The sequence below is a fragment of the Advenella kashmirensis WT001 genome, assembly GCF_000219915.2.
Taxonomy (GTDB): domain Bacteria; phylum Pseudomonadota; class Gammaproteobacteria; order Burkholderiales; family Burkholderiaceae_B; genus Advenella; species Advenella kashmirensis.
In genome coordinates, this window is sequence record NC_017964.1 from 1,626,051 (window position 1) to 1,639,278 (window position 13,228).

The 13,228-nt window shown below is 53.7% G+C and carries 11 protein-coding genes, 1 tRNA gene and 1 pseudogene; all 13 read left to right on the forward strand.

What is annotated here, in order from left to right; translation table 11 throughout:
• Positions 1–12 precede the first annotated feature (12 nt).
• Entirely contained in the window at positions 13–765 is a 753-nt protein-coding gene (gene tpiA / locus TKWG_RS07605; RefSeq protein ID WP_014750288.1) for a triose-phosphate isomerase, read from the forward strand.
• 47 nt (positions 766–812) lie between these two features.
• Complete coding sequence (gene secG, locus TKWG_RS07610; RefSeq protein WP_014750289.1) at positions 813–1,418, forward strand: preprotein translocase subunit SecG; 606 nt, start codon at positions 813–815, stop codon at positions 1,416–1,418.
• A 44-nt stretch (positions 1,419–1,462) separates the two neighbouring features.
• Positions 1,463–1,547 (forward strand) — tRNA-Leu (locus tag TKWG_RS07615).
• Positions 1,548–1,971: 424 nt separating this feature from the next.
• Positions 1,972–2,430 carry an azurin gene (azu, locus tag TKWG_RS07620; RefSeq protein WP_014750290.1) on the forward strand — a complete coding sequence of 153 codons (459 nt, stop codon included), beginning with the start codon at positions 1,972–1,974 and terminating at the stop codon, positions 2,428–2,430.
• 781 nt (positions 2,431–3,211) lie between these two features.
• Positions 3,212–4,411, forward strand: a complete 1,200-nt coding sequence (locus TKWG_RS07625) for a porin (protein WP_014750291.1) — start codon at positions 3,212–3,214, stop codon at positions 4,409–4,411.
• 711 nt (positions 4,412–5,122) lie between these two features.
• Entirely contained in the window at positions 5,123–5,482 is a 360-nt protein-coding gene (locus tag TKWG_RS07630; protein WP_014750292.1) for an NADH-quinone oxidoreductase subunit A, read from the forward strand.
• A gap of 24 nt (positions 5,483–5,506) precedes the next feature.
• Entirely contained in the window at positions 5,507–5,995 is a 489-nt protein-coding gene (locus TKWG_RS07635) for a NuoB/complex I 20 kDa subunit family protein (RefSeq protein ID WP_014750293.1), read from the forward strand.
• 42 nt (positions 5,996–6,037) lie between these two features.
• A complete protein-coding gene (locus TKWG_RS07640; RefSeq protein WP_014750294.1) occupies positions 6,038–6,652 on the forward strand; it encodes an NADH-quinone oxidoreductase subunit C in 615 nt (204 codons plus the stop codon).
• 1 nt (position 6,653) lies between these two features.
• Complete coding sequence (locus TKWG_RS07645; RefSeq protein WP_014750295.1) at positions 6,654–7,910, forward strand: NADH-quinone oxidoreductase subunit D; 1,257 nt, start codon at positions 6,654–6,656, stop codon at positions 7,908–7,910.
• Between the two features lie 25 nt (positions 7,911–7,935).
• Entirely contained in the window at positions 7,936–8,430 is a 495-nt protein-coding gene (nuoE, locus tag TKWG_RS07650) for an NADH-quinone oxidoreductase subunit NuoE (RefSeq protein WP_014750296.1), read from the forward strand.
• Complete coding sequence (gene nuoF / locus TKWG_RS07655) at positions 8,427–9,788, forward strand: NADH-quinone oxidoreductase subunit NuoF (RefSeq protein ID WP_014750297.1); 1,362 nt, start codon at positions 8,427–8,429, stop codon at positions 9,786–9,788. Before nuoE ends, nuoF begins: the two co-directional genes overlap by 4 nt.
• Before the next feature lie 8 nt (positions 9,789–9,796).
• A complete protein-coding gene (gene nuoG / locus TKWG_RS07660; protein ID WP_014750298.1) occupies positions 9,797–12,124 on the forward strand; it encodes an NADH-quinone oxidoreductase subunit NuoG in 2,328 nt (775 codons plus the stop codon).
• Positions 12,124–13,217 (forward strand): annotated as a pseudogene (gene nuoH / locus TKWG_RS07665) (NADH-quinone oxidoreductase subunit NuoH). Before nuoG ends, nuoH begins: the two are co-directional and overlap by 1 nt.
• The last annotated feature ends 11 nt before the right edge of the window (positions 13,218–13,228 follow it).

Here is a 13,228-nt window from a genome sequence, read left to right on the forward strand (position 1 = left end):
ACCGAGGAAAATATGAGTGTGCGTCGGCGTCTGGTCATCGGAAACTGGAAAATGAATGGCAGCAAGGCTGAAAACCAGCAACTGCTTTCGGATCTGGTCAAATTGCAGAATGCCGCTGCGGCTAATGAGGCTGCAGCAGAGCTGGCCGTATGCGCGCCTTTTCCTTACCTGCAACAAGTGGCAGATACCCTGAAGGATAGTGCTATCGGTTGGGGTGGTCAGGATGCCAGTGAACATGCCAAGGGCGCCTATACCGGTGAAGTGTCGGTTGCCATGCTTGCGGAGTTCGGTTGCGCCTGGGTTATTGTGGGTCATTCCGAGCGCCGCGCTTATCATGGTGAAACCAGCGATGTTGTTGCACGCAAGGCTGCGGCTGCAATTGCCGGCGGTATTGCGCCTGTCGTATGCATTGGCGAAACACAAGCCGAGCGCGAGGCGGGCAATACACTGCGGGTAATCAGCAGCCAGCTTGAACCAGTCCTTGCGTTGGGCGCGGAAGCGGTCAGTAAGATGGTTCTCGCATACGAGCCGGTATGGGCTATTGGCACGGGCCTTACTGCCTCGCCAGAGCAGGCTCAGGAAGTGCATGCGCATATTCGCAGCTTGCTGGTTCAAGCGGGTGCGCCCGAACAGCGCGTTTTGTATGGCGGCAGCGTCAAGGCGGCAAATGCAGCAAGCCTGTTCGCCAAGGAAGATATTGATGGCGCGCTGGTAGGCGGCGCCTCGCTGGTCGCAACAGATTTTCAGGGAATTGCCAACGCCTAGCAGCGTGTCCTATTCCTTATACGGAATTTTTTTGGAGTAATACTTAAATGCCATCGTTTATATACCCTTTACTGGCTGTCGTGCAGGTTCTGTCTGCGCTGACAGTTATCGTCCTGGTGCTGTTGCAGCAAGGCAAGGGCGCTGATATGGGTTCATCTTTTGGTGGCGGTTCTGCCGGGAGTCTTTTTGGTGCTACTGGTGCGGCAAACTTTTTTTCACGTGCGACCAAATGGGTATCCATCCTGTTTTTCGCCTGCACACTGGGTCTTGCCTATATCGGTAACAATGCCGGTCGTAGTGCAGGTCCGGCAACAGGCGGTGGTGTGATGCAGGGATACGAAGCGCCTGCGCCAGCCCCTGGTTCGCAAGCGCCGGCGGCTCAGCCGCAAGCGGATCTGCCTGCAGCTCCGGCGCCGGCAGAGACGCCCGCAGCCCCGTCTTCTTCTGCTACGCCCGCAGCGCCGCCCGCTCCAGAGGCGCCTGCGGCTCCATCTGAAACGCCCGTGGCACCCGCACCTGCTACGCCGGTAACGCCTGAGTCGTCCGCAGCGACCCCGGCTGCACCCGCAGCCGAGAGCGCGCCACCTGCTGAAAATACAACACCTGCTGCACCAGAATCGCAGCCGGGTACAGATACCGAGACAAAACAGTAAGCGTTTCTGATTAAATGGTGTTATAATCTTCTGTCTTTGCAGATGCTCACGTGGTGGAATTGGTAGACACGCTATCTTGAGGGGGTAGTGGCGAGAGCTGTGCGAGTTCGAGTCTCGCCGTGAGCACCAACTGTTAAATTTAAGCTGTATTCCGTAGTCATCAAGCCCTTGCTTTTTTATAGAGCAGGGGCTTTTTGTTTGTGCGTCTTGAGTTGTCGTGTTTTTTTGTACTCAAGCGTTGGGGCTAAACGGTTAAATGGCTTGGGGTTGGTCGGCTCTGGCTGGCGGAGGGGGGGGGCAGTTGTTCGAGGTCTTGCTCGCATCCGACCTGTTGCGTGCGCTCCGGGGAGGGTTGCTGTGCTGCTTTGTGCGTCGACGCGGGCGGCGGGCGCCATTCGGGTGTGTGAATGATGGCATGGAGTGGATCTGTTATTGACTCGTGTGTGCTGGCATTGAAGCAGATCAATTTCGCTATTGATATCGATGCAGCCTTATGAGTGAAGATGGTATAGTTATAAGCCTAGTCTATTTCACCAACCCCAAGGAGTACATAATGGCTTTTAAGTTAAAACTGAAACATGCGTTGGCCGCGATGGCATTGTCTGCTGCTTCACTGCCCGTTATGGCTGCTGAGTGCTCAATTGACGTTGAGGCTAATGACGCCATGCAATTTAATACCAAGGAAATTGCGGTAAGCAAATCGTGCAAGGAGTTCACGATCAATCTGAAGCATACTGGTAAATTGCCGAAAGCAGCGATGGGCCACAATATTGTGATCACCAAGTCTGCCGATATGCAGGGCGTGGAAACGGACGGTATTGCGGCGGGTGCTGATAAGAATTATGTCAAAGAAGGCGACGAGCGCGTAATCGCGCATACCAAGCTGATTGGTGGCGGCGAATCCGACTCGGTCAAAGTGCCTGTCGACAAACTCACTGGGGATGATGTGTTCTTCTGCTCATTCCCTGGTCATGGTGCGATGATGAAAGGCACTGTCAAGCTGGTAGATTAATGCATTAAATAAAATGCGTATGTGTGGCGTTTTGTCGCCGCACTATTGATTCTGCTGACGAAAACCTCCCGAGAAACGGGAGGTTTTTCTTTTTCGGCATATTTTTCTGCGAATCTGTTCTTGTGGTGGGGCGGGTGGGTGACAAAGGGTGGGTTGCGTATGGCCGCTCAGATAGAATGAAGGGAGGAGCGTAGAACGAGAAGGCGGGGGTGTTGGTGTGGAGGTCGCGGTTTTGTGCTGATTTTTTCCGTTCATTTGTGTTGACGGTGTGCTCGGGTCAGGGTTGCTTGTTGTGCGGTGATGCAAGAAAAAGAGGTGTGAGTCTGGCGTGGACTGGTGGTTTCAATAGCGCGCGCTAGCGCTCTGATTTGCGCATATACAACATTATGTGTTGAATCTACAACACATCACCGAGTGGATCTGTTAACCTGAGTATGACTGTGGAGTTTTCGCTACGCGATTGCTTAATTGTCACCTGGTAGAAACTCAGCAAGGCTGTAGGTGCCTGATTTCCTTGAGATTAGCCAAGTTAAAGTAATTTCTAGCTTAAGCACGACTTTCTTTTGATTTTTCAGTCGTTGTTTGCCGTTTAATTTGTGGTTTTGTTGCATGCAACCTACAAAAAAGCAAAAAAAACGGTTCTTGATGCAGATCAAGGTAGCCAGATGGGCCAAAATTTGGTGCAATAACTACAACTTCCCTTCGCGGAGTTTTATAGAGCGGTAGAACATAACGTCTTGATCGCTGCTCTGATCACTCAAAATCTACGGAGATTTAACAAATGAAAAAGACTTTGCTTGCTGCAGCTCTGGTTACCGGCTTCGCTGGTGTAGCTCACGCAGAAACTTCTGTAACGCTGTATGGTCTGGTTGACGCTGGTATTGGTTATCAACAAACCAAAGTCACTCAGGGTGATGCTTACACAAAAACACGCGATATCGGTCTGATCAACGGCGTTAAAAACGGCAACCGTTGGGGCCTGAAAGGTACTGAAGATCTGGGTAACGGTACTAGCGCCATTTTCCAATTGGAAAGCGGCTTTGATCTGGGTAACGGTCGTTCATCACAAGGTGGTCGTCTGTTCGGTCGTAAAGCAATTGTTGGTCTGACTGGTGACAGCTGGGGTACATTGACTCTGGGTCGTCAGTACAACGTTGCTGATGATTTCATCTCTCCAATCGATCCATTTGGTACAAGCTTCAAACAAGCCGGTATCACTGATGGTGCTTTCGGTTCTTCACCATCTGCTCGCATGGATAACTCCATCAAGTACATGACACCTGATTTCGCAGGCTTCAAAGCTGCTATCGGTTATGCTGGTAAAAACACCAAAACTGAATCTGATGACGGCTTCGGTTTCGAGGAAGAAGAACGCGATACTTCTAACTGGATCACAGCTGGTCTGGCATACTACAATGGCCCAATCTCTGTAGCCGCTTCTTATGATCGTTTCCGTACAGACGTACGTGGCACACAAGGCGACTTCAAAGGTACTACACATATGTGGAACCTGTTTGGCGCCTACGACTTCGAAGTTGTTAAACTGCACCTGGGCTACGGTCAGATCCGCGGTTCTGTAGCTAACGACGTTGTTGCTGAAGCTGGTGTTGGTAGCGTTGGCCTGAACGGCGCGCTGGCTGACTTCACTTCTGGTATGCGTGCTAACGACAACCTGAACTACACACAGACTAACGGCTATCGTCAACAGTCTTGGATGGCTGGCCTGACAGCACCAGTTGGTGATGATGGTAAAGCGATGTTCTCTTACCAAGGCAACACTTCCAAAAACACTGGCGAAGCATTTGACGGTGTGAAAGGCAAACTGCACATCTTCAGCCTGGGTTATGTACACAACCTGTCTAAACGTACCAGCCTGTATGCAATCGCATCTTACGGTACTGGCAAACTGAAGTTTGAAAACGCAGAAAACGTTAAACTGAAATCAACTCTGGTTGGTGTAGGTATGCAACACCGCTTCTAATGAAATGCATCGCATAGCGATGTTTTCATAGAGCAAGGAAAACCACCCTTCGGGGTGGTTTTTTTATGGGTGGTCTATACATCGGCTTTGCGAGTGACTCTGGTGTAGTTTGTTGCGTAACCTGGTTTGCACTATGGCTCTGTATGGGATTGTGTTCAATTTGAGTATTTCTCGCATTTTGCTATTGTCCAGTACGCTCTTTCTATTTTTCTTTTTCTCTGCTTCTATCTATGTTGGCGCTCGGGCTTGGCTGGTATTTGGTTGGCTATCGGGACTCGCCAAGTCATGGTTCGCATATATCGGTTTCGTTGTGCCCGATTGTCAGATAGGCCCGGGGGGGGGGTGTTCACCTCGGGGTGGAAAAGGGCTTTGCTCCAGTGGCCTCCCTAAATCACCAGGCGCTAAGCGACTGGTCAATTTGCGTGGGGAATGTGGGTGGGGAATGTGGGTGGGGAATGCCAGAGTAATCGGATGTCCGAGATCATTCCGGCCCCATAGCTTACCGGAATTTTTATCTTGGAGACTGCTATTTTGGTTGAAAGATCAATCTGTTAAGCTGTGATTCAGTTGCCCGGGGAAATGTTGTATCAAGGTGTCTGCACAGGCCTAATTATCTGTTTTTTACCGGATGAATCCGCGCGCGGATGTTTATGAAATGATACAATCTAAAAGTTTATAAATTTTCATATTCAACCTTTGTGGCGGCGTATTATGTCTATCGCTGAATACTTCCCGGTCCTCCTTTTTATTGTGGTTGCAGGCGTCATTGGTGTCGCATTGCTGGCAATGGGATCGTTCCTTGGACCGCGTCAGCCCGGTGCCGAAAAAGATTCACCTTACGAGTGTGGTTTCGAGGCTTTCGAAGACGCGCGCATGCGCTTTGATGTCCGTTATTATCTGGTGGCCATTCTGTTTATTTTGTTCGACCTGGAAATCGCTTTCCTGTTCCCCTGGGCCATTGCCAACGGGCAGGTCGGTCTGGTCGGATTCTGGACGGTCATCGTGTTCCTGGCAGTGCTTACTGTCGGGTTTATTTATGAATGGAAAAAGGGTGCACTAGACTGGGATTAACCTGTCCCTGGAGTGTATGTCATTATGTCTTCTGAACAAAACGTATTGAACAAGCAGGGTTTTCTGGTTACTTCAACCGATGCCGTGCTTAACTGGGTGAAAACCGGCTCCATGTGGCCGGTCACCTTCGGTCTGGCCTGCTGTGCTGTAGAGATGATGCATGCTGGTGCATCCCGCTATGACCTGGATCAGTTTGGTATTATTTTCCGCCCCAGCCCCCGACAGTCCGATGTGATGATTGTTGCCGGTACACTGTGCAACAAAATGGCGCCGCCGCTGCGCAAGGTATATGACCAGATGGCCGAGCCCCGCTGGGTGGTGTCCATGGGTTCCTGTGCCAATGGCGGTGGATACTATCACTATTCGTATTCCGTAGTGCGCGGCTGTGACCGTATCGTTCCGGTAGATATCTACGTGCCGGGCTGTCCGCCCACTGCAGAGGCTCTGGTATATGGCTTGCTGCAGTTGCAGAACAAGATTCGTCGTACCAATACCATCGCACGCGAAGCGTAACCGGCCAGCGGCCGCACCTCTTATTGTAAAAGCGTCAATGTTATGACCCGTTTAGAAACCTTGGAACAAGCCCTGCGCGCACAGTTCGGCGACAAAGAGTCGTTCGTGCTGACCAGCGCCTATGGCGAGCTTAACCTGGAAATTCCAGCCGAAAAATGGATAGAGACCTGTCGGTTTCTGCGTGATGATGCCGCTTTCCGCTTTGAGTCCTGTATTGACTTGTGCGGGGTGGACTATCTGACCTACGGCCAACCCGGCGTGCACGCCACGCGTACGTTTCCGGCGCGCTTTGCGGTTGCCGTGCAACTGCTGTCGCTGACACATAACTGGCGCCTGCGGGTACGTACCTGGGTGCCGAATGACGATTTTCCGGTCGCCGCTTCGCTGATCGATGTCTGGCCCGCCGTCAACTGGTTTGAGCGTGAAGCATTCGACCTTTACGGTATTGTCTTCGAAGGTCACCCCGATCTGCGTCGTATCCTGACCGATTATGGTTTTATCGGGCATCCGTTCCGCAAGGATTTTCCGCTGTCAGGCTATGTGGAAATGCGTTACGACGAAGCTTCCCAGCGCGTGATTTATCAGCCCGTAACCATCGAGCCGCGCGAAATTACCCCACGCGTGATCCGCGAGGAAGGCTACGGAGTAGGACGTTAATATGGCAGAAATCAAGAATTACACGCTTAACTTCGGTCCCCAGCATCCGGCTGCGCACGGTGTGCTGCGCCTCATCCTGGAGTTAAGCGGCGAGGTCATCCAGCGGGCTGATCCCCATATCGGTCTGCTGCATCGTGCCACTGAAAAACTGGCCGAACATAAAACCTATCTGCAGGCTTTGCCTTACATGGACCGTCTCGATTACGTGTCTATGATGTGCAACGAGCATGCCTACGTCATGGCCATCGAGAAACTGCTGGGTATTGAAGTGCCGTTGCGCGCCCAATACATTCGCGTTATGTTCGATGAGATCACCCGCCTGCTGAACCACCTGATGAGTGTTGGCACGCACGGGCTTGACGTGGGCGCCATGGCCGCCATGCTGTATGCCTTCCGTGAGCGTGAAGATCTCATGGATTGCTACGAGGCCGTCTCGGGCGCACGCATGCACGCAGCTTACTATCGTCCTGGTGGCGTATATCGTGATCTGCCCGATAGCATGCCGCAGCATAAGATGGATTCAAAATATCGCAGCAAGCGCGAAATCAAGCAGTTCAATGAGAACCGCGATGGCTCGCTGCTGGATTTTATTGAAGCATTTACCGAGAGGTTCCCCAAGTGTGTCGATGAGTATGAAACACTGCTCACCGATAACCGGATCTGGAAACAGCGTCTGGTGGGCATTGGCGTGGTTGATCCCGATCGCGCCATGGCCCTGGGCTTTACCGGTCCGATGCTGCGCGGCTCTGGCATAAGCTGGGACCTGCGTCGCATGCAGCCCTATGAAGTGTACGATCGCCTGGAATTTGACATTCCGGTAGGAACCAATGGCGACTGCTATGACCGTTATCTGGTGCGGATTGCCGAGATGCGGGAAAGTAACCGCATTATTTCGCAATGCGTGCATTGGCTGCGCAACAATCCCGGTCCGGTTATCAATGATAACCACAAGATTACCCCGCCGAAGCGGACCAGCATGAAATCCAATATGGAAGAGCTGATCCACCACTTCAAATTGTTTACCGAAGGTTTTCCGGTTCCTGCAGGCGAAGTGTATTCCGCGGTCGAACATCCGAAAGGAGAGTTCGGTATTTACCTGGTGTCAGATGGCGCGAACAAACCGTATCGCCTGAAGATCCGTCCACCGGGCTTTGTACACCTGCAATCACTGGACGAAATGTCCCGCGGCCATATGCTGGCCGATGCTGTCACGATTATCGGTACTCAGGATATCGTGTTTGGTGAAATTGACCGCTGATCACAGCGGATTACTGGATTAAAAAATGTTGCTTTCTCAACAGGCGTATACAAGGATAGACAAAGAGCTGGCCAAATATCCGGCCGACCAGCGTCAGTCTGCCATTATGTCGGCCCTGCGCATTGCGCAGGTGGAAAAAGGCTGGGTATCGGCAGAGATTATTGCCGATGTGGCACGCTATATCGGCGTCGAGCCGATCGCGGTCCAGGAGGTTGCCACCTTTTACAACATGTTCAACACTAAGCCCGTGGGCCGGTTCAAGATCAGTGTCTGCACCAATCTGCCCTGTGCCTTGCGCGACGGTGAGAAAACTGCCGATTACCTGAAGCAAAAACTGGGTATCGAACTGGGTGAAACCACGAGCGATGGCCTGTTCACCCTGCAGGAAGGCGAGTGCATGGGCGCTTGCGGTGACTCGCCCGTTCTTATTGTGAACAACCACCATATGTGTGTACGTATGTCGACCGAAAAAATCGATGCCATGCTGGCTGAGCTTGCCCAACAGGGAGACGCTGCATGAGTGTGATTCTGAGTAAATATTCGCAGGGGCTCAATGCCAATCCTGCCGGTGATCTGAACGGTTCCATGGCATTGCACGGACGTCATATTCAGCCGCAAATCATGGCCGACCTCAATGGCGAGAACTGGCGTCTTGAAGATTATGTCAAGCGCGGCGGCTACGAAGCATTGCGCAAGATCCTGACTACCGGCATGACGCAGGAAGAGGTCATTGCCGAAGTCAAGGCCTCCGGGCTGCGTGGTCGCGGCGGCGCCGGGTTTCCCACGGGTCTGAAGTGGAGCTTCATGCCCCGCAATTTCCCGGGACAGAAATATCTGGTCTGCAATTCCGACGAAGGTGAACCGGGTACGTTCAAGGATCGCGATATCCTGCGCTCCAATCCGCATATTGTTATCGAAGGCATGGCCATTGCTGCCTATGCTATGGGTATCACGGTAGGCTACAACTACATCCACGGTGAAATCTTCGAGGTGTACGAACGTTTTGAAGAAGCGCTTGAAGAAGCACGCGCAGCCGGTTTTCTGGGCGACAAGATCCTGGGTTCCGAATTTTCTTTCCAGTTGCATGCCCATCATGGTTACGGTGCGTATATTTGCGGCGAGGAAACGGCCTTGCTTGAGTCGCTTGAGGGCAAGAAAGGGCAGCCACGCTTCAAACCGCCGTTTCCTGCCAGCTTTGGCCTGTACGGCAAGCCCACGACGATTAACAATACCGAAACTTTTGCGGCGGTCCCCTGGATCATTCGCAATAGTGGCCAGCAATACCTGGACATCGGCCTGCCCAATAACGGCGGGACCAAACTGTTTTCCATTACCGGCGACGTTGAGCGGCCCGGCAATTACGAGATCCCGCTGGGTACGCCTTTTTCCAAACTATTGGAACTGGCCGGCGGCATGCGTGGTGGGCGCAAGCTGAAGGCAGTTATTCCGGGTGGCTCCAGTGCACCCGTATTGCCAGCCGATATCATGATGAACACTACCATGGACTACGATGCTATCGCCAAAGCCGGCTCGATGCTGGGTTCCGGGGCGGTCATTGTCATGGACGAAACCCGCTGCATGGTCAAGTCACTGCTGCGCTTATCGTATTTCTATTTTGAAGAAAGCTGCGGACAGTGTACGCCTTGCCGCGAAGGCACAGGCTGGCTTTATCGCATGGTCAACCGCATTGAACACGGGCAGGGTCGCCAGGAAGACCTGGACCTGCTCGATACCATTGCCGGCAATATCATGGGCCGCACCATCTGTGCGCTGGGCGACGCGGCGGCAATGCCGGTCCGCGGGTTTTTGAAGCATTATCGCGATGAATTCGCATACCACATTGAGCATAAGCAATGTGTGGTTCCTCAATATCTGTAGGTCAAAGCATGGTTGAACTTACCATAGACGGAAAACCCGTAGCAGTGCCCGAAGGCAGCATGGTTATGCATGCCGCCAGCGAACTGGGTCTGTACGTTCCGCATTTCTGTTATCACAAGAAGCTGTCCATTGCGGCCAACTGTCGTATGTGTCTGGTAGAAGTCGAAAAAGCGCCCAAGGCGCTGCCGGCATGTGCTACGCCTGTCACGCAGGGCATGGTGGTGCACACCTGCTCGGCCAAAGCCGTTGCTGCGCAAAAAAGCGTGATGGAATTTCTGCTGATCAACCATCCGCTAGATTGCCCGATCTGTGACCAGGGTGGCGAATGTCAGTTGCAGGATCTGGCCGTAGGCTATGGCAGTGACGAGTCGCGCTACCGTGAAGAAAAACGGGTAGTCTTTCACAAGGACGTCGGTCCGCTGGTGTCTGCAGAAGAGATGACCCGTTGTATTCACTGTACCCGCTGTGTTCGTTTCGGTCAGGAAGTGGCTGGCGTTATGGAACTGGGCATGCTCAACCGCGGTGAGCATTCGGAAATCCAGACCTTTGTTGGCAATGCCATCGAATCCGAATTGTCCGGCAATATGATTGATCTGTGTCCGGTTGGTGCGCTAACCTCCAAACCGTTCCGTTATACCGCACGCACCTGGGAGCTGGCGCGTCGCCGCTCGATCAGCGCACACGATAGTGTCGGCGCCAATCTGGTGGTGCAGGTCAAGGGTGATCGCGTGATGCGCGTGGTGCCGTTCGAGAACGAAGATATCAATGAATGCTGGATCAGCGATAAGGATCGCTGGTCGTACGAAGGCCTTAATGTTGAAGACCGTCTGCAAACGCCCATGATCAAGGGTGATGACGGTGTATGGCGCGAAGCGTCGTGGAATGAAGCACTGACGGCAGCTGCCCAGGTGCTGGAGCGGATCAATCAGACGCACGGTGATGGCCAGATCGGCTCACTGGCCACAGAGTACTCTACAGTCGAAGAACTGGCCTTGCTGGCACGCCTGACGCGTGGCCTGGGTTCGCAGCATATAGATTTTCGTCTGCGCCAGACCGATGCCGGGTTTGAGCATGCGCTGCAGGGCGCTCCGTGGCTGGGCATGCCCATTGCCGAGCTCAATACACTGGATCGCGTACTGGTTATCGGTTCGGTGCTGCGCAAGGATCATCCGCTGTTTGCGCAGCGCTTGCGCCAGGCTGCCAAACATGGCACTCAGATCGTTATTATTGACACGACAGGCGAGGATCCACTGATCCCGACAGCAAAACGGATTACCGTTGCGCCGGATCAGCTGCTTAATTTTGTGGCCCAGGTGGCCGCTGCCGGTAATGCGGCAGAGCAGGGCGCACAGCCATCTAACGGTCAGGACCTGAGCGCAACTGATGTCGCGGCCATTCTGGCTGGCGGCAGCAAGTGCGGCGTGTTCCTGGGTAATATGGCCGTTGCCTCACCACAGGCGACACAACTGGCTGTTCAGGCACAGGCCATCGCTGAGACGGCTAATGGCACACTGGGCTTTCTGACCGCGGGCGCCAATACGGTAGGCGGCTATCTTGCCGGCGCCGTGGCGACCGAAGATGGAATGAATGTGGCCAAGATGATGCGCAATCCGCTTAAGGCCTATCTGGTTCTGCACGCCGAGCCTGCTTTGGACATGGATGATGGCGATAAGGCCGAAAAAATGCTGGCCGGTGCGTTCTCCATTGCACTGACTTCATATAAATCGGCGGCCGAGAACTGGGCACGCATCATGCTGCCGGTTGCGCCATTTACTGAAACCTCCGGCACGTTTGTGAACGCTGAAGGCCGCGCGCAAAGCTTCAAGGGTGTGGTTGCCGGTCTGGGACATAGTCGTCCGGCCTGGAAAGTACTGCGGGTACTGGGCAATATTCTGAAGCTGACCGACTTCGAAGACGAGACTTCAGAGTCGGTGCGCGATAGTGTGCTCATGAATGGCTTTACCGCAAAATTATCCAACCGGGTGACCGCAACGGCCAGTGCATCGGCAGCAGCGCCGATGGCCGACGGGGCCCTGCAGCGCGTTGCTGATCTGCCGATCTATCGCACTGACGCCATCGTGCGCCGTGCCGAGGCGTTGCAACTGGCACCAGCCAGTGCAGCACCCGTAGCCAGCCTGAATGCGGCAACGCTTGCCCGTCTGGGCGTACAAAGCGGCGACACCGTGCGGGTTCGCGGCAGTAACGGAAACGATATCCGGATCCAGGCAAAGCAGGATGACCGCCTGGCTGACAACACAGTTCGCATCGCCCAGGGCTTTGCACAAACTGCCGCACTTGGCAGTGCTTTCGGTAACGTATTCGTGGAGAAACTTTGATGGATATCTGGTCCTGGTTTACCGACGGCGTCAAGGCAGTGAATGTCTGGGGAACCGATCTGCTCGGCCCGGTGGCATGGCTCGTCCTCTGGACGCTGGTCATGATTGTCGTTATCGCTCTGCCCATCATTATCTGCGTGGCCTTTCTCACCCTTTGGGAACGTCGCATGATTGGATACATGCACGTGCGTCGCGGTCCCAATCGCGTCGGCCCTGGTGGTATATTGCAGCCGTTTGCTGACGTGCTCAAGCTGTTGACCAAAGAGGTCATTGTGCCGGCGCAGGCGAACAAGGTGCTGTATTTCATTGCACCGGTGCTCACCCTGATTCCGGCGCTGGCCGCCTGGGCAGTGGTGCCTTTCGGTCCTGAAGTGGTTCTGGCCAATGTCAACGCCGGCCTGTTGTATGTCATGGCCATTACATCTGTCGGTGTTTACGGCGTGATTATTGCGGGCTGGGCATCTAACTCCAAGTATGCTTTCCTGGGCGCCATGCGTGCCTCGGCACAAATGGTGTCGTATGAGCTGGCCATGGGTTTCGTGCTGGTCACGGTTTTGCTGGTATCCGGTACGCTGAACATGAACGGCATCGTGCAAGGCAGATGCAAGGCTGGTTTGCCTCGCATGGCGTCACTTTCATGTCCTGGAACTGGTTGCCCCTGTTGCCGCTGTTCGTTATCTACGTGATTTCTGCCGTGGCCGAAACCAACCGCCACCCGTTCGACGTGGTCGAAGGGGAGTCTGAAATTGTGGCCGGCCATATGGTTGAATATTCCGGCATGGGCTTTGCGCTGTTCTTCCTGGCCGAATACGCCAACATGATTCTGCTGTCCGCCATCGCTTCGGTGATGTTCCTGGGCGGCTGGTCTGCACCGCTCAATTTTGCGCCCTTTACCTGGGTGCCGGGCTGGTTGTGGCTGGGCTTGAAAGCGTTTTTCGTGGTGTCGCTGTTTATTTGGTTCCGCGCCTCCTTTCCCCGCTATCGCTATGACCAAATCATGCGTCTGGGCTGGAAGGTATTCATTCCGCTCACAGGGGTCTGGCTGCTGGTGGTCGCGATCTGGATGCAGACGCCCTTTAATATCTGGAAATAGGCTGACAGAGA

Coding starts and splice junctions, on each gene's coding strand:
- tpiA (WP_014750288.1), top strand. CDS start 13: ATGAGTGTGCGTCGGCGTCTGGTCATCGGAAACTGGAAAATGAATGGC.
- secG (WP_014750289.1), top strand. CDS start 813: ATGCCATCGTTTATATACCCTTTACTGGCTGTCGTGCAGGTTCTGTCT.
- azu (WP_014750290.1), top strand. CDS start 1,972: ATGGCTTTTAAGTTAAAACTGAAACATGCGTTGGCCGCGATGGCATTG.
- TKWG_RS07625 (WP_014750291.1), top strand. CDS start 3,212: ATGAAAAAGACTTTGCTTGCTGCAGCTCTGGTTACCGGCTTCGCTGGT.
- TKWG_RS07630 (WP_014750292.1), top strand. CDS start 5,123: ATGTCTATCGCTGAATACTTCCCGGTCCTCCTTTTTATTGTGGTTGCA.
- TKWG_RS07635 (WP_014750293.1), top strand. CDS start 5,507: ATGTCTTCTGAACAAAACGTATTGAACAAGCAGGGTTTTCTGGTTACT.
- TKWG_RS07640 (WP_014750294.1), top strand. CDS start 6,038: ATGACCCGTTTAGAAACCTTGGAACAAGCCCTGCGCGCACAGTTCGGC.
- TKWG_RS07645 (WP_014750295.1), top strand. CDS start 6,654: ATGGCAGAAATCAAGAATTACACGCTTAACTTCGGTCCCCAGCATCCG.
- nuoE (WP_014750296.1), top strand. CDS start 7,936: ATGTTGCTTTCTCAACAGGCGTATACAAGGATAGACAAAGAGCTGGCC.
- nuoF (WP_014750297.1), top strand. CDS start 8,427: ATGAGTGTGATTCTGAGTAAATATTCGCAGGGGCTCAATGCCAATCCT.
- nuoG (WP_014750298.1), top strand. CDS start 9,797: ATGGTTGAACTTACCATAGACGGAAAACCCGTAGCAGTGCCCGAAGGC.